Source organism: Brevibacillus sp. NRRL NRS-603 (genome assembly GCF_003013445.1).
Classification (GTDB): Bacteria; Bacillota; Bacilli; order Brevibacillales; family Brevibacillaceae; genus Brevibacillus; species Brevibacillus formosus.
In genome coordinates, this window is sequence record NZ_PXZN01000013.1 from 377,125 (window position 1) to 400,680 (window position 23,556).

Annotated in this window: 28 protein-coding genes and 1 other annotated feature (1 of these 29 only partly in view); of the genes, 22 read left to right on the forward strand and 6 right to left on the reverse strand. The window is 48.3% G+C overall.

Going from position 1 to position 23,556, the window contains the following annotated elements:
* Positions 1-100: 100 nt before the first annotated feature.
* From C7R94_RS13690 to C7R94_RS13705, 4 genes are all read left to right on the forward strand, one after another.
* Positions 101-856 carry a cupin domain-containing protein gene (locus C7R94_RS13690; RefSeq protein WP_106781950.1) on the forward strand — a complete coding sequence of 252 codons (756 nt, stop codon included), beginning with the start codon at positions 101-103 and terminating at the stop codon, positions 854-856.
* A gap of 102 nt (positions 857-958) precedes the next feature.
* The gene (locus C7R94_RS13695; protein ID WP_106781951.1) at positions 959-1,681 is read left to right on the forward strand and encodes an NAD-dependent deacylase; all 723 of its coding nucleotides are present in this window, start codon (positions 959-961) and stop codon (positions 1,679-1,681) included.
* A 265-nt stretch (positions 1,682-1,946) separates the two neighbouring features.
* Complete coding sequence (locus C7R94_RS13700; protein WP_106781952.1) at positions 1,947-3,863, forward strand: ABC transporter ATP-binding protein; 1,917 nt, start codon at positions 1,947-1,949, stop codon at positions 3,861-3,863.
* Between the two features lie 90 nt (positions 3,864-3,953).
* A complete protein-coding gene (locus C7R94_RS13705; RefSeq protein ID WP_106781953.1) occupies positions 3,954-4,181 on the forward strand; it encodes a hypothetical protein in 228 nt (75 codons plus the stop codon).
* 48 nt (positions 4,182-4,229) lie between these two features.
* On the opposite strand, the gene C7R94_RS13710 is transcribed toward C7R94_RS13705, so the two are convergent.
* Both C7R94_RS13710 and C7R94_RS13715 read right to left on the reverse strand, forming a co-directional pair.
* Positions 4,230-4,601, reverse strand: a complete 372-nt coding sequence (locus tag C7R94_RS13710) for a L,D-transpeptidase (protein WP_106781954.1) — start codon at positions 4,599-4,601, stop codon at positions 4,230-4,232.
* Positions 4,602-4,679: 78 nt separating this feature from the next.
* On the reverse strand, positions 4,680-4,925 hold the full coding sequence (locus tag C7R94_RS13715; protein ID WP_012685685.1) for a hypothetical protein: 246 nt from the start codon (positions 4,923-4,925) through the stop codon (positions 4,680-4,682).
* A gap of 202 nt (positions 4,926-5,127) precedes the next feature.
* Here C7R94_RS13715 and C7R94_RS13720 point away from each other — a divergent pair, with 202 nt between their 5' ends.
* From C7R94_RS13720 to C7R94_RS13735, 4 genes are all read left to right on the forward strand, one after another.
* The gene (locus tag C7R94_RS13720; RefSeq protein ID WP_047072651.1) at positions 5,128-5,886 is read left to right on the forward strand and encodes a DUF4931 domain-containing protein; all 759 of its coding nucleotides are present in this window, start codon (positions 5,128-5,130) and stop codon (positions 5,884-5,886) included.
* 25 nt (positions 5,887-5,911) lie between these two features.
* On the forward strand, positions 5,912-6,769 hold the full coding sequence (locus tag C7R94_RS13725; RefSeq protein ID WP_233220558.1) for a GNAT family N-acetyltransferase: 858 nt from the start codon (positions 5,912-5,914) through the stop codon (positions 6,767-6,769).
* A gap of 160 nt (positions 6,770-6,929) precedes the next feature.
* Positions 6,930-8,060: a virulence factor gene (locus tag C7R94_RS13730; RefSeq protein ID WP_106781956.1), complete on the forward strand. Its 1,131-nt coding sequence runs from the start codon at positions 6,930-6,932 to the stop codon at positions 8,058-8,060.
* A 286-nt stretch (positions 8,061-8,346) separates the two neighbouring features.
* Complete coding sequence (locus C7R94_RS13735; protein ID WP_047072646.1) at positions 8,347-9,642, forward strand: phytoene desaturase family protein; 1,296 nt, start codon at positions 8,347-8,349, stop codon at positions 9,640-9,642.
* A 109-nt stretch (positions 9,643-9,751) separates the two neighbouring features.
* On the opposite strand, the gene C7R94_RS13740 is transcribed toward C7R94_RS13735, so the two are convergent.
* Positions 9,752-10,564 (reverse strand): serine hydrolase, encoded by an 813-nt coding sequence (locus C7R94_RS13740; protein ID WP_106781957.1) that lies wholly within the window; start codon positions 10,562-10,564, stop codon positions 9,752-9,754.
* A gap of 111 nt (positions 10,565-10,675) precedes the next feature.
* Here C7R94_RS13740 and C7R94_RS13745 point away from each other — a divergent pair, with 111 nt between their 5' ends.
* The 6 genes from C7R94_RS13745 to C7R94_RS13770 all read left to right on the forward strand — a co-directional run bounded on the left by C7R94_RS13745 (position 10,676) and on the right by C7R94_RS13770 (position 15,516).
* Complete coding sequence (locus C7R94_RS13745; RefSeq protein ID WP_106782104.1) at positions 10,676-12,301, forward strand: peptide ABC transporter substrate-binding protein; 1,626 nt, start codon at positions 10,676-10,678, stop codon at positions 12,299-12,301.
* A 27-nt stretch (positions 12,302-12,328) separates the two neighbouring features.
* The gene (locus C7R94_RS13750; RefSeq protein ID WP_106781958.1) at positions 12,329-13,066 is read left to right on the forward strand and encodes a gamma-glutamyl-gamma-aminobutyrate hydrolase family protein; all 738 of its coding nucleotides are present in this window, start codon (positions 12,329-12,331) and stop codon (positions 13,064-13,066) included.
* A 172-nt stretch (positions 13,067-13,238) separates the two neighbouring features.
* On the forward strand, positions 13,239-13,730 hold the full coding sequence (locus C7R94_RS13755; protein WP_106781959.1) for a hypothetical protein: 492 nt from the start codon (positions 13,239-13,241) through the stop codon (positions 13,728-13,730).
* Between the two features lie 17 nt (positions 13,731-13,747).
* On the forward strand, positions 13,748-14,188 hold the full coding sequence (locus tag C7R94_RS13760; protein WP_106781960.1) for a peroxiredoxin: 441 nt from the start codon (positions 13,748-13,750) through the stop codon (positions 14,186-14,188).
* 73 nt (positions 14,189-14,261) lie between these two features.
* Positions 14,262-15,314 (forward strand): DNA polymerase IV, encoded by a 1,053-nt coding sequence (locus tag C7R94_RS13765; RefSeq protein WP_106781961.1) that lies wholly within the window; start codon positions 14,262-14,264, stop codon positions 15,312-15,314.
* A gap of 13 nt (positions 15,315-15,327) precedes the next feature.
* The gene (locus tag C7R94_RS13770; RefSeq protein ID WP_106781962.1) at positions 15,328-15,516 is read left to right on the forward strand and encodes a hypothetical protein; all 189 of its coding nucleotides are present in this window, start codon (positions 15,328-15,330) and stop codon (positions 15,514-15,516) included.
* A 51-nt stretch (positions 15,517-15,567) separates the two neighbouring features.
* Here the strand turns inward: C7R94_RS13770 and C7R94_RS13775 are convergent, their stop codons facing one another.
* From C7R94_RS13775 to C7R94_RS13785, 3 genes are all read right to left on the reverse strand, one after another.
* Positions 15,568-16,014, reverse strand: coding sequence for a GNAT family N-acetyltransferase (locus tag C7R94_RS13775; RefSeq protein ID WP_106781963.1), 447 nt, complete (start codon positions 16,012-16,014; stop codon positions 15,568-15,570).
* A complete protein-coding gene (locus C7R94_RS13780) occupies positions 16,011-17,228 on the reverse strand; it encodes an MFS transporter (protein WP_106781964.1) in 1,218 nt (405 codons plus the stop codon). Before C7R94_RS13780 ends, C7R94_RS13775 begins: the two co-directional genes overlap by 4 nt.
* 106 nt (positions 17,229-17,334) lie before the next feature.
* On the reverse strand, positions 17,335-17,883 hold the full coding sequence (locus tag C7R94_RS13785; protein WP_197243407.1) for a TetR/AcrR family transcriptional regulator: 549 nt from the start codon (positions 17,881-17,883) through the stop codon (positions 17,335-17,337).
* A 214-nt stretch (positions 17,884-18,097) separates the two neighbouring features.
* Between C7R94_RS13785 and C7R94_RS13790 the strand changes: the two genes are divergently transcribed.
* The 8 genes from C7R94_RS13790 to C7R94_RS13825 all read left to right on the forward strand — a co-directional run bounded on the left by C7R94_RS13790 (position 18,098) and on the right by C7R94_RS13825 (position 23,281).
* A complete protein-coding gene (locus tag C7R94_RS13790; protein WP_047072631.1) occupies positions 18,098-18,622 on the forward strand; it encodes a YqeG family HAD IIIA-type phosphatase in 525 nt (174 codons plus the stop codon).
* Positions 18,619-19,740, forward strand: a complete 1,122-nt coding sequence (gene yqeH, locus C7R94_RS13795; protein ID WP_106781965.1) for a ribosome biogenesis GTPase YqeH — start codon at positions 18,619-18,621, stop codon at positions 19,738-19,740. The genes C7R94_RS13790 and yqeH overlap by 4 nt, the downstream gene beginning before the upstream one ends.
* A 75-nt stretch (positions 19,741-19,815) precedes the next feature.
* The gene (locus tag C7R94_RS13800; RefSeq protein WP_106781966.1) at positions 19,816-20,667 is read left to right on the forward strand and encodes a shikimate dehydrogenase; all 852 of its coding nucleotides are present in this window, start codon (positions 19,816-19,818) and stop codon (positions 20,665-20,667) included.
* Between the two features lie 29 nt (positions 20,668-20,696).
* Positions 20,697-20,987, forward strand: a complete 291-nt coding sequence (gene yhbY / locus C7R94_RS13805; protein ID WP_007727776.1) for a ribosome assembly RNA-binding protein YhbY — start codon at positions 20,697-20,699, stop codon at positions 20,985-20,987.
* A gap of 14 nt (positions 20,988-21,001) precedes the next feature.
* On the forward strand, positions 21,002-21,595 hold the full coding sequence (locus tag C7R94_RS13810; RefSeq protein WP_106781967.1) for a nicotinate-nucleotide adenylyltransferase: 594 nt from the start codon (positions 21,002-21,004) through the stop codon (positions 21,593-21,595).
* A complete protein-coding gene (yqeK, locus tag C7R94_RS13815; RefSeq protein WP_106781968.1) occupies positions 21,579-22,169 on the forward strand; it encodes a bis(5'-nucleosyl)-tetraphosphatase (symmetrical) YqeK in 591 nt (196 codons plus the stop codon). The genes C7R94_RS13810 and yqeK overlap by 17 nt, the downstream gene beginning before the upstream one ends.
* Positions 22,169-22,525 (forward strand): ribosome silencing factor, encoded by a 357-nt coding sequence (rsfS, locus tag C7R94_RS13820; protein ID WP_047072622.1) that lies wholly within the window; start codon positions 22,169-22,171, stop codon positions 22,523-22,525. The genes yqeK and rsfS overlap by 1 nt, the downstream gene beginning before the upstream one ends.
* A 6-nt stretch (positions 22,526-22,531) precedes the next feature.
* The gene (locus C7R94_RS13825; RefSeq protein WP_106781969.1) at positions 22,532-23,281 is read left to right on the forward strand and encodes a class I SAM-dependent DNA methyltransferase; all 750 of its coding nucleotides are present in this window, start codon (positions 22,532-22,534) and stop codon (positions 23,279-23,281) included.
* A 39-nt stretch (positions 23,282-23,320) separates the two neighbouring features.
* Positions 23,321-23,556 (forward strand) — a binding site (T-box leader); it runs 10 nt beyond the window's last position.

Sequence of the window (23,556 nt, forward strand, 5' to 3'; positions counted from 1 at the left end):
TCTTTCCCGGGCGTATAAATGGATGCACCTATTTTGTGAACGGGAATAGAGATGCATAAATGAGTCAAATACCCATTCGGGTGGGAGGATCAAACGACAGATGGCTACTTCCTATCGCGACTATACTTCGCCAAATACTCAGTTCACGTACGATATGAGAAATAATCTGTTTTTCAAAAAGGACGATCGGAATTTCATCGATGCGTTGGGGATCGCACAATTAAATACATTGGACAACAGCTCGCTGCTGGATATTTTCCTGACAACCGGAAATGTTGTCGAGCCACACATTCATCAAAACGCAGCGGAACTGGTGTATTGCATCGCTGGTGAGGCCATTGTATCCTTGATCAATCCTTTTACCAATCAATTGCTCAACTACCATATTAAACCGAGGCAGGTTGCCAATATCCCGCAGGGCTGGTGGCATTATGAAATGGCTTTGACAGACGATACGCATCTACTGGCTATTTTTGATGCGCCTGTTCCTGAGGTCATCTTTGGCTCCGATATTTTGCGCTTGACTCCAGCGAGTGTGTGGGCACATACGTATTGTTTAGACGAAGCAAAGGTAAGAGAAACTCTTGCGCCTATTACCAAAACAGTTGTGATTGGCCCGCCATTAGGATGTCAGCAGCAGGGGCAGCTGCCAGATAGAGCTGCTTCCAGCCACTATCCGTACTATGGCTACTCGAGCCAGTTGCCAGACAGCTACGGTTACTACGATGCCAACTATATGCAGCAGGGGGGGTATGGACAGTACCCAGTCTATCAACAGCCGACCGGATATCCGCAATATGGCACGAATCCCTACGATACCCGCTTTCCTCCACAATCCATTTATCCATCCTATTGAAGGGAAAGACAGATAGTGTCCTGATGGCCAGGTCTCCCAAATACAGCGCTCTTCTATTACAATCAGGAGAAGAACATTTTCAAAGAAAAAGGGGAGACCATGATGGATCATCTGGCACACTGGTTGCGGACATCTTCCTTTACCGTTGTATTCACCGGAGCAGGCATGTCGACAGAGAGTGGCTTGCCTGATTTTCGTTCACAGTCTGGGCTATGGCGCGGCAAAGATCCGATGCAACTCGCGAGTACACGCGCGATGATGGAGAATCGGGAAGCGTTTGTTGAATTTTATCAGATGCGCATTCAAGGACTACTGTCTTGCAAGCCACACGCCGGACACGAATGCTTAGCTGAATGGGAGCGGCGTGGATTGGTTCATGGGGTCATTACACAAAATGTAGATGGCTTTCATCAAGCGGCGGGAAGCTTGGCTGTAGCCGAACTCCATGGCTCCCTTGCAAAAATCCGCTGTCTTGCCTGCGGGACCGAATATGCGAACACACGCTATCTGGAGGATCAAGGGACGATTTGCACATGCGGAGGATTTTTGCGCCCGGCTGTTGTCCTGTTTGGCGAATCATTGCCGCAATCGCAAGTCGACCAGGCCATCTCGTGGACGGAACAAGCCGATTTGTTCATCGTATTAGGTTCTTCACTTACCGTGAGTCCAGCCAATTGGTTTCCGCAGCATGCAAAAGAAAGAGGAGCCAAACTGGTCATTGTCAATCAGGAACCAACCCCATTGGATGCGTGGGCAGATGAGGTCATCCAAAATGAACGGATCGGCAATGTGCTGCAAAGAGTAGGACAGTCATTAGGAGAATAAAAGCAGGCGTGCTCGATGAAAAGAGTACGCCTCTTCTGTTTGGACTCGTTGACATGCCATATTGCTAGTGACGCTTCCTATTTTATTTTCGTGCAAGTTCCATTATTACTAAGTATTCAATATTTTACCATTAATATGAAATGCATTCCAATATTTACTCCATCCATTTGAATCACCCTAGAGCTTGCGCGAAAAACATGATACCATCGAGTGTAAGATTCATATGGCTTCTCGATAAGCAAATAGAAAAGAACAGGTGACGTTCATGCAAATATTATCAGTAGAAAACCTCTCCAAGGGCTATGGAGAAAAAGTATTGTTTGATAACATTTCCTTTCATATTGCCGAGCAAGAGCGCATTGGTCTGATCGGTGTAAACGGGACGGGAAAATCCTCGCTCTTGAAAATCGTCGCGGGCTTGGATACAGCGGATAGCGGGAAAATTGTTCACGCGAATCATTTCCATGTGGAGTATTTGCCGCAAAATCCCGATTTTGACGAAAACTCCACGGTACTGGAACAAGTATTTTACGGCGATTCTCCGCTCATTCAGCTATTGCGTGATTATGAAACAGCGCTAGAGGCTGTTCAGGAATCGCCTGACGACGAGAAAAAGCAAGCGCGCTTGTTTGCTGTTCAAAACAGGATGGATGCGGCTGATGCGTGGGAGAGCAATACGCAAGCCAAAATGATTCTGACGAAACTTGGCCTGCACAATTTCTCGCAAAAGGTGGGAGAGCTCTCTGGTGGACAAAAAAAGCGGGTAGCAATGGCACGTGCTTTGATCCAACCAGCAGACCTGCTCATTTTGGATGAGCCTACGAACCATATTGACAATGAGACAGTCGAGTGGCTGGAAGAGTATTTGTCCCGATACAAGGGTGCTTTGCTGCTCGTCACCCATGATCGTTACTTCCTGGATCGCGTGACGAACCGCACGTTTGAGCTGGATCGCGGCAAACTCTACAGCTATGAAGGCAACTATGCGATGTTCCTGGAGAAAAAGGCCGAGCGTGAAGAAAATGAAGCGGCTGTAGAGAGCAAGCGGCAAAATCTGCTTCGACGCGAGCTGGCATGGCTTCGTCGCGGAGCAAAAGCGCGGACGACCAAACAAAAGGCGCGTGTGCAACGTGCTGAGGAGTTGCGAGATAAAGTCGTAGATGGACCTGCTGCCAAGATGGAAATGGCACTAGGGGCCAGCCGTCTCGGCAAAAAGGTGATCGAGCTTACAAACATCCATAAGGCGTACGGTGAGCGAAAACTGATCAACGATTTCAACTATATTGTCCTGCCGGGTGATCGTGTGGGGATTATCGGGCCAAATGGAAGCGGAAAAACGACGCTCTTGAATATGCTCGCAGGAAGAATTCAACCGGATAGCGGTTCATTGGAAATCGGGACGACCGTTAAAATCGCTTACTACACCCAGGATAATGTCGAGATGGATGAAAAGCTGCGCGTCATCGAATATGTAAAGGAAGCCGCAGAGGTTATTCAGACGAGCAACGGTGAATCGATCACGGCTTCGCAAATGCTGGAGCGGTTCTTGTTTTCACCACATATGCAATGGACACCGATTTCCCGCCTGTCTGGGGGAGAGCGCAGGCGTCTCTATCTGCTTCGGACGCTGATGGGAGAGCCAAATGTACTGTTTTTAGATGAGCCCACGAATGATTTGGATATTCAAACACTCAGTATTTTGGAAGACTATCTCGAGCAGTTCCCAGGCGCAGTCATCACGGTATCGCATGACCGCTATTTCCTCGATCGTACCGTTGACCATTTGTTTGCTTTTGAGGGGCAAGGAAGCATTCGTCATTACTACGGCAACTACTCCGAGTACCTGGAAGAAAGACGCCAGGAAAAAGCAACACAGGTGCAAGAAGCGGAGCAACAGGCAGAAAAGACGCAAAGCAGCAGCGGCGCTAATCGCGGCAACAACCGCACGCGCAAGCTGTCCTATAAGGATCAGAAGGAATGGGATGCGATTGAAGGCAAGATCACGGCTTTGGAAGAGCGCAGCGTCAAGCTAAAGCAAGAGATTGCAGCGTCTGGCAGCGATTACGGTAAAATTGAAAAGCTCTATGCAGAAGAACAGCAAGTGGCGGCAGAGCTGGAAGCAACCATTGAGCGTTGGGCGGAATTATCTGCATTGGTAGAGGAATTGGAGCAAGGGAAATAATTAGTGGTGTAGCCAGTAATTGAGGGCTGGGAATGCGGCGCTTCCAACTGTAGACTAGAGTAGATTACTAGAGTAGAGGAGTCGCTGTCGTTGCCTGCCTATAAGTTAGACCCGGAATGGGTGATGTCTTACCTAGAGCTGCAAGAACAACAGCTCTCTTCCGAAGTTCATCCAAAGGATAAAGAAGTGATCATGAACAAGATCAGGGAAATGACGTTATCGATCATGTACAAGCAAGCGAGAAGATTTCTTGTATACTTGGAAGCGGATGATACGGAAGCCGAAAGAATGAAAGAGAAAAAGACTCATCTTATGTAAAGAAGGCCCGCCTTGGAATTAGAGAGGCGGGTCTTTGCATGTCTATGTTTATTGCTGACGGATTCGAACGGGCGTACCGATGGGCACGATTTTTGCCAGAGCATTCACGTCCTTATTGTACATGCGAATACAGCCGCGAGATACATACTTGCCGATCGAGGAAGGATTGTTCGTGCCGTGAATGCCGTAGTGAGGCTTGCTCAGTCCCATCCAGAAGGTACCGAATACACTCAAAGGACCTCCCGGATAGGAGTTCGGATGGGGGACTTTGTTGATGATGGTAAAATCCCCTCGAGGTGTCGATGTGGCAATTTTGCCCAAAGCAACAGGATAAGAGCGGATGAGTTGGTTTCCATCGAATAGATCGAGACGTAGCCTTGCAATCGAGATGCGGATGTTGTAGGACGGCAGCTTCTTCACCTCCCCCCACAAACGATACGAAATGCCGCTCTTACCATCGTATGAAAACCAACGGAACTGGTACCTTTCCTCTGATGATTAATGTAGTTTGAAATCTAACGAAAACGTATCCGGATAGCGCAGTCCGTCACGATAGAACAAGGTTCGCACCCAGACGTACATCCGTAAAGGAATGGAAGGAAAGACAATGGCGAGCTTACCTTCTTCCAGGACCGGCAAATCGAGCGGGGATTGAATTTCATAGGGGACTCCCTCTTGATCAAGCAACGTTTTGTAATGTTGGGCCTCGCTCCAGCTAACAGGATAATAAAATGATCTCTCCATCCATTTCCAACACCTTTCCAGGTTTCACTGCTTCCCATTGTATGTAAAACATTTGAGATAAAAAAAGAAACAAACGCCACAGGCATTGAAAAATAGGCAGCCCAATTGAGAGTTCAAAAGTGTCGTCTGGGCAAAAAACGTCATGATTTTCCCAATAAATGCGTGTAAAGTGGAAGTAAGCACAAACTGGAGGGACAAGGGAATGAAGCAGACGCACTTGCACTTTAACATGCAAATCGGCAGAAAAAAGCCAGTGAGTGTAAACAACACAGAAACGGCCTGTCCTTTTTGTGATCGAAACAGTCTCACCGATGTTTTGGAGCAGCGGGGCTCCATGATTTGGCTCATGAACAAATTCCCTGTTCTGGAGGATACGCATCAAACTGTTTTGATTGAATCGGATGAATGCCAAGGGGATTGGTCTGTTTATTCCAAGGAACATGTACGAGCATTGCTGGCATTCGGGGTAGAGAAGTGGCTTGAAATGGAGCAAAGCAAGTCATATCGCTCCGTTCTGTTTTTCAAAAACCACGGTCCGTATTCCGGAGGGAGCATCCGTCATCCTCACATGCAGATCGTCGGATTAAACGACTACAACTATCTGGATCAAGTAAAAGACAGTGATTTTATTGGCATGACCATCGATCAAGAGGCAGGGGTTGAATGCAATCTGTCTACGCATCCGCGTGCGGGTTTTTTTGAATACAATGTCATTCTATCGGACTTGGATCGACTGCCGAAAATGGCAGACTACTTACAAATTTTAGCACATTGGATACTGACTCATGTCAATCCGCGTAACCAAAGCTACAATTTTTTCTTTTACCATTGGGGAGAAAAGCTGATCGCCAAAGTGGTTCCGAGGTTTGTTACCTCACCTCTTTTCGTAGGCTATTCGATTCCGCAGGTCGCTAATAATTTGGAAGATATGGTCGCAGAATTGCAACGACGATACTTCTAATCATAGAAAGGGTGCGTGCGCTTTGATGTATACGATCACGGCAAGAAAAACACTGTCCTCAGAGGAACTGGCACAGATTAAAGAGCTGGTTGCGATTTGCAATGAGCAGGATGGGATTGATCTCAAAGTAAACCCGGGGATGCTGGAAAAGCGTTCAGGAGAGCATGAAGAAGACTTTGTATGCTATGCGGATGGAAAGCTGGTTGGCTTTCTAGGGCTCTACGTGTTTCATGGCGGTGAGGCAGAAGTGAGCGGCATGGTCCACCCAGCCTACCGAAGAAAAGGCATATTCACAGCGTTGCAAGCACAAGCCGCAGATGCATGCAGACGAAGAGGGATTCCGGCGCAGCTGTTTATCGTTCAGCGAGATTCGGAAAACGGCAAGTCATATATGGAGCGAATCGGCGGGGAATATCAATTCTCGGAATATTGGATGGATTTAGGAGAGAAGCAAAGAGCAACGGTCTCAGGAAACGTGCTTCTTCGACCGGAGACCGCCAGTGACTACGAAACATTGATTTGGCTAAACGTCCATGGTTTTCAAATGGAGGAAGAACGCGCGAGGGAAATGGCCGAAAACATGGCGGGTAATCCTAAGGCAACCACGCAGTTGATGATTGTCGGTGATAAGGCCATTGGCAAAATAAGCGTGAACAAGGATGAGGGCAAGGCGTTTATTTATGGATTTTGTGTCCACCCAGATTACCAAGGAAAAGGATACGGACGCCAGGCTTTGGCACAAACGATTGAGAGGCTGGAGGAAGAGGGATATCAAGATGTATCCCTGGAGGTAGCCTGTGAAAACAGCAATGCTCTGGGGCTATATGAATCATGCGGCTTTTTTGTAAAGTCAGCCAATGATTACTACAAGCTGTCGTTGTAGCGGGCAACTGCTTTTCACGATCTCTCGGTTGGAAAACGAATGAAGTTCCATGCTACGATAGAAGGGCAAGCAGCGTTGTAAAAAGGTTGTTCAAAAAGCTGTCTTTTGATCACGAGGTGTTCGTGACTTTTTGAACATGCATAATAAGGAGTGACTCACTATGAAACTGTTGTCCATCGAACCGACGCCGAGTCCAAACGTCATGAAGCTGAATGTAGACGAGCGTTTGCCGGATGGGGTACAACATGTGTATACAAAGAAAGATGCGAGTAAAGCACCAGAACTCATGAACAAGCTCTTGGAGATCGAAGGGGTTACCTCGATTTTTCATACGGCAGACTTTCTCGCGCTGGAGCGAAAGTCCAATGCAGATTGGCAGCGTATTTTGACTGTCGCGCGCGAGGTTTTGCAAGCAGGCGGAGGAGGGGCTGTTCCTGACATGTCTGCGGAGGATGCGGGGGCATTTGGAGAGGCGCAAGTGTACATTCAAATGTTCCGCGGTGTACCGATGCAGGTCAAAGTGACGCTGGGAACGGAACAGATTCGTGCAGCGCTGCCAGAGCGTTTTGGACAGGCAGCTGTGCGTGCCGGATCCGCTTCGCCCAACCTCATCATGGAGCGAAAATGGGTCGAGCATGGCGTGCGCTATGGCGATTTGCGCGAGATTGGCGAGGAGGTCGCATTGGAAGTCGATGCCTCCTATCCGCAGAGCCGTGTGGAAGAAATCGTGGAACAGGCCATGGCTCTTGGTCCAGGGGAAACTCCAGAGCCAGTCGTGCGTGAAAAGAAAGTCGTTACGCTAGAGATGCTCGATGATCCGGATTGGCAAAAAAGATATGAAGCACTCGATCGGATGGAGCCTACTGAAGCGGATTTGCCTGTTTTGGAAAAAGCGCTTCGAGATGGCAAGCCGTCAATTCGCAGGCTGGCGGTTGTGTATCTGGGCATGATTGGCGGGGATGACGTCTTCCCGCTGCTGTTTGAAGCCCTCCGCGATGAATCCGTCTCTGTACGACGCACAGCGGGGGATACCTTGTCTGACTTAGGTGATACGCGCGCAATTCTGCCGATGTGTGAGGCGTTGAAGGATAAAAACAAGCTGGTACGCTGGCGCGCTGCTCGCTACTTGTTTGAGGTGGGGGATGAAACCGCCTTGGACGCTTTACGTGCCGCACAGAACGATCCCGAGTTCGAGGTCAGCTTGCAAGTCCAAATGGCCGTGCAGCGCATTGAAAGTGGCGAGGCGGCTAGCGGAACCGTTTGGCAGCAAATGACTCGCCGAAACGATTAGTTCGCTGCTTCCAGTTGCATTAGAGCCCTCTATCAAGCAGATCAGATGACTGCTACAGAGGGCTTTTTTGTACGTGTTTTCATTGGTTGGATATACGGCGAATAGCGGGGCATACTGCTTCAAGAAGAGCAGTAAACAAGCTGGTTTATTAGGTAAAAATTGGTATAAGTCAGTATAAAAATAGACACAGTTCAATAATAGTTGACTTCCACCTTATCCATCCCTTAGACTAGGATAGGGTTTAGCTTATGTATTCAACATCGCTAGTGCGTAGGGGAGATTGTGTATGACAACCAATCACTATGACGTTGTTATTGTAGGTGGGGGACTTGCTGGTCTTTCCAGTGCCGCCTACCTGTCGTCGAAAGGCAAAAAAGTTGCAGTTTTGGAACGCGGTCAATTGGGTGGACGTGCCGTTACACTGAAGATCAAAGGATTTAACTTCAACTTCGGTGCCCATGCCATTTATGCTCGCGACAGCTCCGTTTTGAGAACGTTTGAAAAAGAATTGGGTCTGAACATCGATTGGCAGGATTTCAATCCGACAAAAGCCAAGTACGATATTGGTAGCGATCTGACTGCAGTTCCGGCGAATGTACAAGGACTTTTCCAAACGAAGCTCTTAAAAGGCATGGACAAAGTGTTGTTCACGTTTGAGATTTTGAAAACGATGCTAAAAATGGAGAAAGGCCATCCACATATGTCGATTCAAAAGTGGATGGAGAAAAAGCAAGTCAACGAAGAAGTGCGAGAAATGATGTTGACGCTTGCTTCTTCCAACTTCTTCACACGTGAGCCTGAAAAGATTCCTTCTGACGTATTCTTTGAGTACTACAGCCGTTTGTTTACAACGAATAAACCGGTAGCGTATATCGGTGGCGGCTGGCAAGCATTGATCAATGAATTCGTGCGTGTGATTGAAGCAAATCAAGGTACGATTCTGATCAAAACCAAAGTAGAAAAGTTCCAAGTAGAGAACGATCGTGTGGTTGGAGTGGTGACACCGGAGGGCGAATTTACGGCGGATGAATTTATTTGCTGTATTCCGCCGAAGGAGATGGCGAAGGTCTTTGCGGAGACTCGCCTGGAGCATGCAATTGCACAGCATGCTGAATACGAGCCAACGGTTGTTATGGTGTATGACATTGGCTTGAAAGAACGAATTGACGTACCGTTCTCCTACATCTACGAAAAAGCAAACAATATTTTCATTACCGATATCTCGTATTATGACCGCACTTGTGTACCTGAAGGCGGGCAGTTGCTGCAGGCGACTGCATACATGCGTCAGGATGAAGTAGGAAACAAGGAAGCGGCCGAAATCCGCAAACAAGAGATTGAAAACCTGTATGACAAGCACTTCCCAGGCTGGCGTGAACAACTCGTTGTGCCGCGCGTTTCTGCTCGTGCAGTCGTACAGGAGATCAAGTGGACCATGAATCAGAAGCCAATGCCAATTTTCATGCCGGATTACCGCAACCTGTTCTTCGCGGGTGACTGGTGTGAAGGACAAGGCCAACTGTCTGAGCTGTCTTTCTCTAGCGCGATGAACGTTGCCAAGCTGATTTTGGAAAAAGAATAAGCCGATGACGAGCGGGTATTCCTTGGAGAAAGGAATGCCTGCTTGTTTTTTCTCCTTCAAATTCAAAATTTAAAAAAAGCCCGCCAATGGAGATGGCAGGCCACATGGATTACGCCTTCTGACTATATACGTGATAAACGAGATTGCCGATTTGCGCCATGACGTTGGCAGCATCCTTTTGCTCGAGTCCCTTGTTTAAAATGGACAAGGTGACAGCATGAGAACCGATGTAGAGGATGCCGACATCATGCGTGATTTTGGTCACAGAGCCAGTCTTGTTGGCGAACTCCCATTTCGGAATCATCCCGATCACATCGCCATCCGGGTCAGGCAAAAGGAAGGGAATGCGGTCACGGTGCTGCTGAGTCTTCAAGATGGCGACCATTTTTAAACAGCTGTCGTAGGAGATGACTTTTCCTGTTGCCAAGTATCGGAGGTGGCTTCCCATGTCTTTTGCCGTCACCTCATTGTATCCTTCCAATTCGGCTGGGACGACCATTAGCTTGTTGTAGAAGTGGCTGTTCGCCATTTCGGTTTTTTGCATCGCGTTTCGAATGCTCTCTGTTCCGACGAGATCAATCAATATGTTCGTCGCTGTATTGTCGCTTTGGATGATCATCAGGGTAACCAGGTCGCGAATCGTAAATTCAGTGCCGGGAGTCATATGCTGAAGAACACCTGCACCGCCAACGAGATCCTCTGCACGCAGCTTGATCTTGTCCTCTAAGGCAAACTTGCCTGCGTACGCCTCTGCAAAAACAGCTGTCATGATCGGGACTTTGATCACACTGGCCGCATAGAAGCGTTGGTCTTCGTTGATGGATAATGTTTCACCGGTTTGCAAATCTTCGAAAAAGATTCCCCATTCCCCTCCAGCGTCCTTGATTAGACTGGATATTTGGGCAAAAAGACTGGATAACATGTAGACCCATCTCCTTTTGTTTCGATGTAGACAAAATTTTCTCAAGATAATATTATTTAGTCATGCTCCTAACAATCAAGAAGAATTATTCCTAAGATGGGGGTTTTGCTGTTGCATAAGTGGAAGAAACTATCATTTTGTGCTGTTCTGTTAACGAGTTTAGCGTTCGCTGGTTGTGGAACACCGCAAGCAAGCACCACGGGGGAGACGACAGGTGCGAAGCAGGAGCAGAGTAGCGCCCCCCAAGCGATGCAGGTCAACCTGAACACCGGTGAGCCAAGCACGATCGACCCTGGACTGGCAGAAGATATCCCTTCGATGTCTGTTGCCCGTGCAGCATTTGATGGCCTCCTGCGCTTGAATGAAAAAGGCGAGCTAAAAGAGGCGGTCGCAGAGAAGTACGAGGTTTCTGCTGATGGTCTCACGTACACCTTCCATCTGCGGGAGTCCAAATGGACCAATGGAGATCCGGTTACGGCTCATGACTTCGAATACGCATGGAAACGGGTTCTCGACCCGAAAACCGCTTCCAGTTACGCGTATCAGATGTACTATTTGAAAAATGGGCAAGCCTTTAACGCCAACAAGGCAAAAGCCGAAGATGTAGGCGTGAAGGCAACAGACGACAAGACACTGGTTGTTACGCTGGAAAACCCGGCACCGTTTTTCCCGGAACTGGTTGCGTCTGTCACCTATTTCCCGGTTAACAAAAAAGCGGTTGAGGGCAACAAAGAGTGGGCTTCGAAGCCAGAGACGTACATTACAAACGGGCCATTCACCTTGAAAAATTGGGAGCACAAATCAAAGATTGAATTCGAAAAGAGCGATTCTTACTGGGATAAGGACGCCGTCAAATTGTCGAAGCTGACGTTGAATATGATCGAGGATGCCAATACAGAGCTGTCGATGTTTGAAAAAGGTGATCTGGATTGGGCAGGTTCACCACTGGGCGATTTGCCACTGGATGCGCTGGATGCTCTGAAAGAATCCGGAAAGATGCAAGCTCAAGCAACAGCGGGGACGTACTGGTACATTTTCAATACGACGCAAAAGCCTTTTGACAACAAAAAGATTCGTCAGGCATTTGCTACGGCAGTTAATCGTCAGGCAATCTCCGATAATGTCGTACCATACAAGAGCACGCCAGCGACGGGTATTCTCCCGCCGACCATGGCACTCACGCCAGAGGGCTACATCAAAGACGGCGATGTAGAGACCGCGAAGAAGCTCTTGGCAGAAGGTATGAAAGAAGCGGGGATCAAGGAGTTGCCATCGATCACGATCGCATACAATACGTCAGAGGTCAATTCACGTATTGCGACAGTCATCCAGGATCAATGGCGCAAAGCATTTGGCATCGAAGTCAAACTGGTTAATAAAGAGAACAAGGTTCACCGTGAAGACATGAAGCAAGGAAACTTCACAATTGGCCGTGGTAGCTGGATTGGCGATTTCAACGATCCGATCAACTTCCTGGAAGTCTTCAAGGGTGGACTCAATACATCCAAATGGGAAAACAAGGAGTTCCTCGATTTGCTCGCGCAATCTGCCAAAGAAGGGGATGTAGCGAAGCGCAAGGAAATCCTCAAGAAAGCTGAACAAATCGTCATGGATGAAATGCCTGCGTTGCCAATCTACTATTTCACCTATGCGTGGGTGAAGCAGGATAGCGTAAAAGATGTGGTAGTAGATGCACTCGGGTTCATCGACTTCAAGTACGCTTCCAATCAAAAGTAATCATGAGTCTATGAGGGAGTGACTGGCGTGCGTCCGATCATTGGTGTGGCATGTACGAAAATGTATTTTCCGAAGAACGATCTCGACCAGTTTTTCTATGTAGGTTCAGGCTATGTGAACGGAATTGCGCGCAGTGGCGGTACTCCACTGATCTTGCCACTGCTGACGATTCAGGATGCTCCGTTTCGTGAGATGATCGAATCCCTGGACGGCTTGATTTTGTCCGGTGGTGAAGATCCTGCGCCGCATTTGTACGGTGAAGACCCGCTGCAAGGGCTGGGCGATATCAACTACGAAAGAGACATCACTGAGCTTGAGATTATCAAGATTGCGCTGGAGCTGAAAAAGCCAATTCTCGGCATTTGCCGCGGGATGCAAATTTTGAATGTGGCGTGTGGCGGCACCCTCATTCAAGATATCCCGAGCCAAGTACCAGGAGCGCTGCAGCATGCGCAGAAGGGTTCACGGCAATACGGGGCGCATAAGATTACGCTGCAACCTGGCTTTGTAGCGGATGCCCTCGGAAAGACAGAGGTGCTCGTGAACACCTCTCACCACCAAGCAGTCAAAGAAATAGCACCGGGCTTCAAAGTCACAGGATGCGCGGCTGACGGTGTGATTGAGGCGATGGAAAGCCTCGACGGGCTACATGTAGGCGTACAGTGGCATCCAGAACGGATGTGGGCACACGACGACGACATGTTGAAGATTGCCGAGGCATTTGTTGCCCGGGTAAAGCAGTTGAAGCTGCAAGCGACTAAATAGAATAGAAAATGTGAGAAACCGTTCTGGGATTGCCCAGAGCGGTTTTTTTGCATGCGGGAGGGCTTCCGCGTACGGGTTGCTCATGCCAATGGTAGAAGTGTAGTCAAACAAGGATAAATGACAGGCAGAATCGAACTTCACGTAAGAGAATGGATTTTTGTGAGGTGAGTTTTTGAAGAAAATAATTGTAGTTATTTTGCTTTTTCTGCTCATTTTTCCAAGGTTCCTCTTCACAGAGTATTTTGCTGAACGCGAAATGAAAATGATAACCACGAAGTATTATCAAGCGCTTATCGATGAAGACTACGCAACAGCTTTCGAGACGCTTTATCTGTATGATGCAAACGGCAGGCATCCAGTTGATGGCACAATGTTAAGTGAACAGGAAGCGAAAGAATTTTACATGAAAAAGATCGCCTTCTTACAAACTCAACGGTATAAAATGAAAAACTTTGAGATCACAAAGATTAGATACGAAGATGGGCATACTGCCTTTCTTGAAATGAAGCTTGAAGTTGAGCAGAGTGGACAAAGATTTGAATATGCTGAAACCGTACATGTATGGGAAGGAAAGGTATGGATTATGGGGGAAGAGGAGGATCCGTTCACAAAGTATCGGGATGGGAGAATGAATTTTGACATTCCGGAAGCCCTTGTATACTGAGCATAGAGGTGAGAGAAATGTTAAAGGTCGGAGACTCGGCTCCCGTCTTTACGGCGGCGAGCACAAAAGGAACCATTAATCTTAGGGATTACATCGGCAAAGAAAATATCGTCCTCATTTTCTATCCGGGAGATGACACCCCGATTTGCACGAAGCAGCTATGTGCGGTTCAGGATCACTACACCAAAATCGAACAAGCAAATACAGTCGTTTTTGGCGTCAATCCCGGTGGCATGGACAAGAAACGATCGTTTGCTCATAAGTTCCGTTATGAATTTCCATTAATTGTGGATGAAGACGAAATGATTCGAAAAGCATATGATGTCGGTAAGGTTCTTGGGTTGTTTTTCCAGCAACGCATCGTGTACATTATCGGAAAAAACGGAACAATCTTATATGCCAAAAAAGGAAATCCTCCAGTATCGGAGCTGCTACAGGTAATCGAAAACCAAGCTTAGGACGTTCTCGCTTGCGTCAATGGAATAAAACAGGGATAATAGAAATGAGAATGTATGTTTGGTGGGTATCCCTATGAAAAAAATTCTTCACTTGGATATTGACGCATTTTTTGCGAGTGTAGAGCAATTAGATCGCCCTGAACTGCGGGGGAAGCCGGTCATTGTCGGGGGAACTGGTAATCGCGGTGTCGTATCGACCTGTAGCTACGAGGCACGCAAATACGGTGTTCGCTCCGCAATGCCTGTCGCCATGGCGAGGAAAAAATGTCCGCAAGGCTTTTATTTGCCTGTCCGCTATAACCGTTATATTGAAAAATCTGCTGAAGTCAGACAGATATTTACTTCTTATACAGAGCGTTATCAAACAGTGGGTCTAGACGAGGCTTATTTAGACGTGTCCCATTATGAGAATGCGGTACCCATCGCCCGCGATATCAAGAGGCGAATCAAACGGGAGACCGGGCTTACTTGCAGCATCGGACTCTCCTACAATATGTCGTTGGCTAAGATTGCCAGTGATTTGAAAAAGCCGGATGCTTTCGTAATCATCCGACCAGAGCAGGCTCTGGATGTGCTGCGGCCGTTGTCAATTGGCACCTTGCATGGAGTCGGAAAAAAGTCACAAGAGCTGCTCGCGAAAAAGGGGATTGAAACAGTAGAGGATTTTTGGCGGCTCTCACTCGATGAAGCCACTACGTTATTTGGGAAGTTCGGTCGTTCCCTCTATTACCGGGCGAGAGGGGAAGACAACCGCGAAATCGAAATGGATCGCGCTCCGAAATCATTGAGCCGCGAAACGACACTGCCCTTTGATTTGTTTGACAGGGATGCGATTGCTCCGATCGCCACCTCCCTTTTGCGTGAGGTCGAAGAGGACATCCGCGAAGAAGGGGTCGAGCCCCAGACGATAACGCTTAAAATCAAGTACGCGGACTTTACCCAACGGACCAAGCAGCATAAGGCTGTTGCTGGGGCCAACTGGCAGGAGCTGTTGGACGATTTGCTCGACGCCTTTGACTATACAGCGGGCGTTCGATTAGTTGGCGTAGGCTTTTCGAATTTTGCCGAGCAGCAAGGGGAGCGGTACGAACAGCTCTCGATGTTTTCATGGAAGCTGGGGAAGTAAGGGAGGGAGAACGGTGGAGACAGAGAATTCCTTTCATTGCTGTGCGACCTGTATTCATTTTCGTGTGGAGAAAGGTTCGGGCGGAGTCAGCTATCGATGTTCTCGTCTAACCTATGAGACACGTCCGGACTATCGCTTCCAATGCTGGACTCCGACAGAGAAGGTCAAGCGACTGATGGAAGCACGTAAAAGTCAACGATAACGACAAAAAGAGGCACCCCCTTCGTCAGTGCCGACAGAGGAGGTGCCTGTTCTATTCATTTGTCAGGTCGAGGACCATCACTTCCTCCGGACCATCCATTTCGCCATTTGAGGTAAAGCCAAACGACTCATATAGCTTGCGAGCGAACTCGTTTTCAGGATGAATACTCAAGTAAATGCGCGTACAGCTGTAGCGTCTACACATTTCCTCAACGAGCATGTGCAGAAACTTTTTGGCGTACCCCTTACCCTGATGGCTCACATCAATCATAAAGCGATCCAGCCATATTCGGCCATTCTCTACTTCGATTCCGTGCATGGCATAACCGACAGCGATATCCTTGTCATACAGACCGCATGATACCCATTCCGGTTCAAAACCCGATTGGGCGATGGAAAAAGCGTTGCTCTCGATGAAGGCGTGTTGACCTTTCGTTACAGTCAAGCAGGCAATTTGGCGCCAATTTTCTTTCGTAATTTCACGAATAGACAAGCTCAAAATTTCATCTCGCTTTCCTTGGTGTAATGACTGGCGGATTTGCTTGCTTTTAATTGGACAAAAAGGAAAATGCCGAAGCCAAGGATGGATGCCGCCACGACCAGGAGGGCAGAGGATACAGGAAGTAGATCCGTTAAAATTCCCCCTGCCAATGGGCCTGCTACCATTCCGATTCCGTGAAACATATTAAAGAGAGAGTACGCCGTGCCGTATGCACCGCTTCCTCCTTGGTCAATGATGGCCCCTAACGTAGCCAAGGTAGGCGATAAGGTAAAGCCAATACTAGCCCCGACTAATGCCATTGCGAGCATTGCCTGCCAGAGGGAGTCTGCCCACGCCAAAAATGGCAGAAACACAGCCAGCATCATGATTCCCCCAAACATGAGCTTATACGGATTCATGCGGCTGGAAAGAGAGCCGGCAACTGGGGCGATCAGTCCGTAGGCGAGTGTCATGACCCCAAACAAAAGACCAATTGTTGTCGGCGTCATGCTGAGCTTCTCTGTGAAAAATACGGGCAACGTCGGTTCCAGCAAACAAAGGGAAATCTCAGCCAACAGGACAATTCCAGCGATAAAGATGACTTGCGGATTCCGGATGAATCCACCGACATGAAGCTTTTCACTGACAGTTCTCGCCGTGTCTTCCTTCAAGAACAAGTAGACCAGCACAATGTTGATCACGGTAAAGGCTGCTGCTGCAAGGAAAGGCATGCGATGGTCACTGATTTCAAACAACCATCCGCCAATCGGCGCTCCGAGCAATGTACCGGTTGAAATCGCCGTCAATGCAATTCCCATAACAGCTCCGCGCATTTTGGAGGGGAACAAATCCGCCAAGAGGGCAAGAGCAGTTGGCCATGTTGCCGCAGCGGCAATACCTTGAACAAAACGCGCGGTAATCAACAAGGCCATTGTTTCAGAGAAAGCAAACAATAACGTGGAAGCGACGAGACCGACCAAGCCGATCAACAGCATGGTCCGTCTCCCAACTCGATCGGATATCGGCCCGAAAATGGGGGTGGCAATGAGCATCGCGACTGCATAGCTGCTAAACAGCACGCCCATTATGGTCGAGGAGGGCGCAAGCAATTCTGTAAAATAAGGAACAATCGGAATCAACAAGCTGTACAGCAGCATGTCGATGAAAAGGATCAGGATGACAAACAAAAGTCCGATTCGTTGTTGTTTGGTCATTTGTGTAAAAATGGACATGATAAAACACCTCTTAACTATAAAAACTAATTTTGTTTTATTGGTTTTCTTGCAAAAAACGGTATCGTGGTCTTCCAAAGGTAGTGGAATGACCACGAGTCATTTGTTACCGTTTATCCGCTGGTACCAATCCAAACAAAAGGACATCTACAATTGCAGAAAGCGCCTCTGAGACTGTAATCTGGTTTTTCATGTAAAAGCGCTGGTCGAGTGTAGAATTCAGCGCATCGACAATAACCTTCAGCATAAGCGTGACGTCCATATTGACGATGAGTCCTTCTCGAATCGCTTGCTCGAGAAGAACGCGAAGCGTTTGCCAATCCTCGGATAGAGAAGCCTCGACTTGGGCATATTGCTCAGGATAATATCGTTTCATCTGTTCGAGGATGCGCAAATCATAAAATTCATAGTGTGTCGGTAAAACCATCATGACACCTTTGATTTTATCAATAAGAGAGAGTGTGTCGTCAGCGAGGATTTGCTGTGTTTTTTCATCGCCCTCTTCAAAGGACTGCTGAATGATTGTTTCCAGAATTTCCACCTTGGATGAGAAGTGCTCGTATAACGTGCGTTTGCTGATCCCAAGTCGTTTTGCCAAATCATCCATGGAAAATTTCATGCCTTTATCGCGAATCTCTTCAATAAACCCTTTCATGATCCGGTTTTTAATTGCAATCGACCCCCAGCAAAAACAGCCTAATTGAAAACCGTAAAAACAAAAATAGTTTTCTTGGTAACGCCATTTTACACAGGATGACAGAGCAAAGCAAGTGGTGATCATGCTTTTTGTTTTGCAACCAAGTGGTCGATTATGGTATAGTAGGTGCCGAAATCGCGGTTGATTGCTTCACATCATTTGGAGGTGCCCCGTGTTTTTAGAGAAGCTGATGCCTAGTCAGTTCGTCGAATCAATCCATCACATTGACATAGATCAATTGAAACGAAATAACATCCGTGCGGTGATTACAGACTTGGATAATACCTTGGTGGAATGGGACAGGCCACATGCAACCCAGGAGGTCATCAACTGGCTTGCTCGCATGCATGAGGCTGGTATACAGGTCACGGTTGTCTCCAACAACAACAAGGAGCGTGTAGACCGCTTCTGTGCCCCATTAAATCTCGGGTTTATTTATGCGGCCAAAAAGCCGACAAACCGTGCCTTTTTGCAGGCAGTGCGGCAGATGAATGTAACCATCGCTGAGACCGTTGTCATTGGCGATCAATTGTTTACCGATGTGCTGGGAGGAAATCGATTAGGATTTCATACGATCCTGGTCGTTCCTGTAGCCCAGACGGATGGTTTTTGGACGCGCTTTAATCGTCAGATGGAGCGTGTGGCCCTTAATTGGATGGAGAGGAAAGGAATGGTTTCGTGGAGGAGAAAAGCATGACGGAACAAATGCATGGCTCTTGTGCTGGATGTGGGATTGCCATTCAGACAGCAGATGCAAAAAAACCTGGCTATGCACCTGAGTCCGCGCTTGGCAGAAAGGTAGTCATTTGCCAGCGGTGTTATCGTATCAAGCATTATAATGAAGTAGCTCCCGTTGGAATGGGCGATGACGACTTCCTCAAGATTTTGGATGGCATCGGTTCTACGGAGTCTCTTGTCGTGATGGTAGTCGATATCTTTGACTTCCAAGGCTCCTGGCTCAAGGGTTTGCCACGTTTTGTCGGGAAAAATCCGATTTTGCTCGTGGGTAACAAGGTTGATCTGCTGCCGAGAAACATCAATCTGAACCGCGTACGCAACTGGATGCAGCACGAAGCAAAAGAACGAGGACTGCGCCCGGAGGATGTCGTACTGATCAGCGCGCAAAAAGGGCTTCATATCGATGAACTGTTGAATCGCATTGGAGAGCTGCGCAAAGGGCGAGATGTTTACATCGTTGGTGTGACCAACGTAGGAAAATCGACCATGATCAACCGCATCTTGCATGACTATGGTGCGGCCGAGCTGGAGATTACGACTTCTCCATTCCCTGGAACGACACTGGACAAAATCGAGATTCCGCTCGAGGATGGCCGCTCCATTTTTGATACGCCGGGGATCATTAATCGCGACCAGATTGGACATATGGTATCCCCGACTGATTTGAGAAAGATTACCCCGACTAGCCGGATCAACTCCAAGGTGTATCAGCTCGATGATGGACAATCGCTCTTTTTGGGTGGTTTAGCCCGTATCGATTTCGTACGCGGAGAGAGACAGCCGTTCATCGTCTATGTCGACAACGACCTGTACATCCACCGGACGAAGCTGGAGAAAGCAGACGAAGTGATGCAAAAGCATCATGGAACCTTGCTGGTGCCGCCAACAGGGGAGGAAGCTGCGAAAGCACTTCCACCATTTGTGAAGCACACCTTTAAAATCAACAAGTCCACGACGACAACTGATATCGTAATTTCCGGTTTGGGCTGGGTCAGCATCCAAGGAAAACACGAAGCGAGTGTTGTCGTGCATGCACCTAAAGGCGTAAGTGTTGGGATGCGCAAAGGGCTGATCTAGCTTAAGCAAGAAAAGTCGAGTTAGCCTTGCCCCTTGCCATATGCTATAGAGAGACGTCCGGGGAGGAAAAGCTCCATGATTACAAGCAAAACACAACTGGTTGGCCTATTTGGGCATCCAGTTTCCCACTCGCAATCACCGATGATGCACAATACAGCTTTTTCAGAGACCGGGTTGGGATTTGCCTATGCTGCGTTCGATGTGGAACCGGAAAATCTGGAAGATGCAGTCGCGGGTATTCGCGCGTTAGGCTTGAAAGGGATTAACGTCACGATCCCCCACAAGGTCGCTATCATGCCGATGCTGGATGAAATCGATCCGCTTGCCAAACGAATCGGTGCCGTCAATACCGTCGTTTCTCGTGATGGGCGCTTGATCGGCTATAACACAGATGGCATGGGCTATGTTCGTTCGCTTGTGGAAGAGACGGGAATCGTTCTTGAAAAGCAAGTGGTAACCATGGTAGGGGCTGGAGGCGCTGCGCGTGCAGTGGCGTTTACCTTGGCTGAACAAGGAGTCAAGGAAATTCGCATCATTAATCGTTCCCGCGAAAGAGCCGCCGTATTGGCTGAGCATGTCGGGACGATTGTGCCTACGAAAATTGTAGAACAGGGTGAAGGGGAAGCAGCTATTGCGGATTCTTCGTTGTTGATTAATACGACATCGATCGGAATGCTGCCAAACGTGCAGGAGACACCTGTGCCAGCAGAATGGCTTCATTCTGATTTAACCGTGAGCGATCTGATTTATAACCCGCTCGAAACACGTCTGCTCAAAGAAGCGCGTGCCATCGGAGCCACTGTTCATTCCGGAATCGGCATGTTCGTGAATCAAGGTGCACTGGCTTTCGAGCTGTGGACGGGCGAACGAGCACCGACTGGGGTTATGCGTGAGGTCGTCTTGCAACAACTAAAGAAAACAACCTGATTGGCAGGATGTAAAAGGAGGCATTGCCGATGTTGACCGGCAAGCAAAAGCGCTTTTTGCGCGCAGAAGCACATCATCTTACCCCGATTTTCCAAGTAGGAAAAGGCGGCGTAAACGAAAATATGATTACGCAGATCAAAGAAGCGTTGGAAGTACGTGAATTGATCAAGGTAGCGATCTTGCAAAACAATAATGACGATAAACATCAAGTGGCAGAAGATCTGGCAGCAGGAGCTGGAGCAGAGCTTGTGCAGTTGATTGGCCATACAGTTGTCTTGTACAAAGAGTCCCGGGAGAACAAGACGATCAAGCTGCCATAAGTGACCCGCATGCAATGAGACAGCCAATCAAGCAAGTAGGGATCATGGGAGGAACGTTTGACCCGATTCATTGCGGGCACTTGCTGGCGGCCGAACAAGCCAGAGAGCAAGCGGGCCTGGATGAAGTCTGGTTTATGCCTACACATGTTCCACCACACAAAAAGAGAGAAAGTCTGACGCTGGCGCATCACCGCTTGCGAATGGTTCAGCTCGCTGTGTCTGATCACGAGGTGTTTCGTGTAACAGATGTGGAGTTCGAAAGAAAAGGTCCATCGTACACCTATGATACGATGGTTCAGCTCATCAGGCAGTTCCCGGATTGCCGGTTTTCCTTTATCATGGGGGGAGATATGGTAAAAATCTTGCCCAAATGGTACCAGTACCAAGAGCTGATTCATATGGTACGCTTTATAGGTCTAGCGAGGCCAGGAACCGAACTGGACCTAAAATCGAGCGAGGACGTCACATTTGTGGAGATGCCTGTTTGGGACATTTCCTCCACGATGATTCGCGAGAAGGCAGCTGCCAGGAAAAGCATCCGTTATCTTGTGCCTGATGCCGTGGAGCGCTATATAAAGGAGAACCGAATCTATGAGACTTTTGGATAATCGGGAAGAACTTCTCGTTCGCGTACGGCAACAAATGCATGAAAAACGCTACAAGCACACGCTTGGGGTCGCTGCGTCGGCTCGCGAGCTGGCAGAGAGATTCGGGGCTGATCCTGACAAAGCCGAGCTTGCTGGTCTGTTGCACGATTACTGTAAGTGCTGGCCTGTGGAAAAAATGTTCGAGATTCTCGTTCGCCACGATATGCCTACAGAGCTTTTGGAAGGGGAAAAAGAGCTGTGGCACGCCTTTGCAGCAGCCATTGTGATCCAGACTGATCTAGGTGTAACGGATGCAGATATTTTACAAGCCGTTCGTTACCACACAACGGGTCGGGCTGGCATGTCCCTGTTAGAAAAAGTCGTTTGTGTGGCAGACTATATAGAACCAAACCGGGATTACCCTGGTGTCGATTTTATTCGCGCCAAAGTCATGTATGATTTGGATGCCGCCCTGGCACTCGCCTTGGGAGGCACGATTCAATTTTTGATAGAGAAGCAGAAGACGGTTTTCCCGTTGACATTAACGGCTTATAACGATTTGGTTTCCCGCAAAGGGAGAGAAGGAGGGTTTTGATGGTTAAAACAGTAGAAGATTTGGCCCAGTTGGTTGTAAAGGCAGCAGAGGACAAGAAAGCAGAGAACTTGAAGGTGCTCGATATTAAAAAGCTGTCCGTGATCGCAGACTATTTCATGATTTGCCACGGAAACAACGAGCGTCAAGTACAGGCAATTGTTCGAGAAATCCGTGATCAAGCCCACAAAAACGGCTTTGACGTCCGCGGTATCGAGGGAGCGGATGAAGGTCGCTGGGTACTGGTTGATCTGGGCGATATCGTCATTCACGTTTTCCATCGCGAAGATCGCGAGTTTTACAACCTGGAGCGCCTGTGGAAGGACGCAGAGGAAGTTTCCTTCAGCGCGCAAGGGTAAGGTCAGATGGCATACGCACACATGGCCGCTGTATATGACAGGCTGATGGCGGATACTCCTTATGACCAGTGGCTCGATTGGGTCGAGCGTCATTGGGCAAAGGGAGAGAAGCCTGTGCGGGTCATTGATCTTGGGTGTGGGACTGGCACGATTGCGATCCCACTCGCCAAGCGGGGATACCGTGTTACTGGAGTGGATCTCTCAACAGAAATGCTTGCGATCGCCTATGACAAAATGAGGCAGGAGCAAGTGGATGTAGCGTGGGTGGAGCAGGATATGCGGGAGCTGTCCTTGCCGGAAGCGGATGCGGTCATCTCCTTGTGTGATTCATTGAGCTATCTTACAGAAGAAGCGGATGTGCAGGAAACGTTCAAGCGTGTTTTCGCTCATCTCGCGCCTGGTGGGAGCTTTCTGTTTGATGTGCACAGTCCGTACAAGATGTTGCACATATTCGGAGACGAGACATTCACACATGTAGAAGATGAAGTTTCGTACATTTGGCAATGTTATTGCGACCCGCTGCGACTAGAGGTAGAGCATCAGTTAACGTTTTTCATTCGTCAGCCAAACGGATTCTACGAGCGGATGGAAGAAGAGCATTGGCAACGGGCTTACCAGCCTGTCCAACTGATGCGTTGGCTTACAGATGCCGGCTTCACTGACATCGTCATTACCGCTGATTATTCGGATTTGCCGCCGCATGAAGCGAGTGAGCGCCTATTTTTCTCAGCCCGCAAGCCGAAAAGTTTGACATGATTGGTTCGGATTGACTATAATGGCGTTATAACTACAGATTTCGACGCGTTTAAGAGGAATAGTAGGAATAGGATTCGAGCATTCACAGAGAGTTGACGGATGGTGCAAGTCAACCCGGATCTATCTGAACTCACCTCCCAGCACTTGCCCCCAAGGTCATGTACGCCATGACTGTGTAAGGGTGAGCGGCTTATCCCCGATACGGATGAAACAAGTGGGCAAATGCTTAGTCATTTGCCAATCTGGGTGGTACCGCGGGAATGTTAACAACCTCT

Excerpts from the sequence above, each read along its gene's own strand:
- C7R94_RS13690 (WP_106781950.1), top strand. The coding sequence starts at position 101 with ATGGCTACTTCCTATCGCGACTATACTTCGCCAAATACTCAGTTCACG.
- C7R94_RS13695 (WP_106781951.1), top strand. The coding sequence starts at position 959 with ATGGATCATCTGGCACACTGGTTGCGGACATCTTCCTTTACCGTTGTA.
- C7R94_RS13700 (WP_106781952.1), top strand. The coding sequence starts at position 1,947 with ATGCAAATATTATCAGTAGAAAACCTCTCCAAGGGCTATGGAGAAAAA.
- C7R94_RS13715 (WP_012685685.1), bottom strand. The coding sequence starts at position 4,925 with ATGGAGAGATCATTTTATTATCCTGTTAGCTGGAGCGAGGCCCAACAT.
- C7R94_RS13720 (WP_047072651.1), top strand. The coding sequence starts at position 5,128 with ATGAAGCAGACGCACTTGCACTTTAACATGCAAATCGGCAGAAAAAAG.
- C7R94_RS13725 (WP_233220558.1), top strand. The coding sequence starts at position 5,912 with ATGTATACGATCACGGCAAGAAAAACACTGTCCTCAGAGGAACTGGCA.
- C7R94_RS13730 (WP_106781956.1), top strand. The coding sequence starts at position 6,930 with ATGAAACTGTTGTCCATCGAACCGACGCCGAGTCCAAACGTCATGAAG.
- C7R94_RS13735 (WP_047072646.1), top strand. The coding sequence starts at position 8,347 with ATGACAACCAATCACTATGACGTTGTTATTGTAGGTGGGGGACTTGCT.
- C7R94_RS13740 (WP_106781957.1), bottom strand. The coding sequence starts at position 10,564 with ATGTTATCCAGTCTTTTTGCCCAAATATCCAGTCTAATCAAGGACGCT.
- C7R94_RS13760 (WP_106781960.1), top strand. The coding sequence starts at position 13,748 with ATGTTAAAGGTCGGAGACTCGGCTCCCGTCTTTACGGCGGCGAGCACA.
- C7R94_RS13765 (WP_106781961.1), top strand. The coding sequence starts at position 14,262 with ATGAAAAAAATTCTTCACTTGGATATTGACGCATTTTTTGCGAGTGTA.
- C7R94_RS13780 (WP_106781964.1), bottom strand. The coding sequence starts at position 17,228 with ATGTCCATTTTTACACAAATGACCAAACAACAACGAATCGGACTTTTG.
- C7R94_RS13785 (WP_197243407.1), bottom strand. The coding sequence starts at position 17,883 with ATGAAAGGGTTTATTGAAGAGATTCGCGATAAAGGCATGAAATTTTCC.
- yqeH (WP_106781965.1), top strand. The coding sequence starts at position 18,619 with ATGACGGAACAAATGCATGGCTCTTGTGCTGGATGTGGGATTGCCATT.
- C7R94_RS13800 (WP_106781966.1), top strand. The coding sequence starts at position 19,816 with ATGATTACAAGCAAAACACAACTGGTTGGCCTATTTGGGCATCCAGTT.
- yhbY (WP_007727776.1), top strand. The coding sequence starts at position 20,697 with ATGTTGACCGGCAAGCAAAAGCGCTTTTTGCGCGCAGAAGCACATCAT.
- C7R94_RS13810 (WP_106781967.1), top strand. The coding sequence starts at position 21,002 with ATGAGACAGCCAATCAAGCAAGTAGGGATCATGGGAGGAACGTTTGAC.
- yqeK (WP_106781968.1), top strand. The coding sequence starts at position 21,579 with ATGAGACTTTTGGATAATCGGGAAGAACTTCTCGTTCGCGTACGGCAA.
- rsfS (WP_047072622.1), top strand. The coding sequence starts at position 22,169 with ATGGTTAAAACAGTAGAAGATTTGGCCCAGTTGGTTGTAAAGGCAGCA.
- C7R94_RS13825 (WP_106781969.1), top strand. The coding sequence starts at position 22,532 with ATGGCATACGCACACATGGCCGCTGTATATGACAGGCTGATGGCGGAT.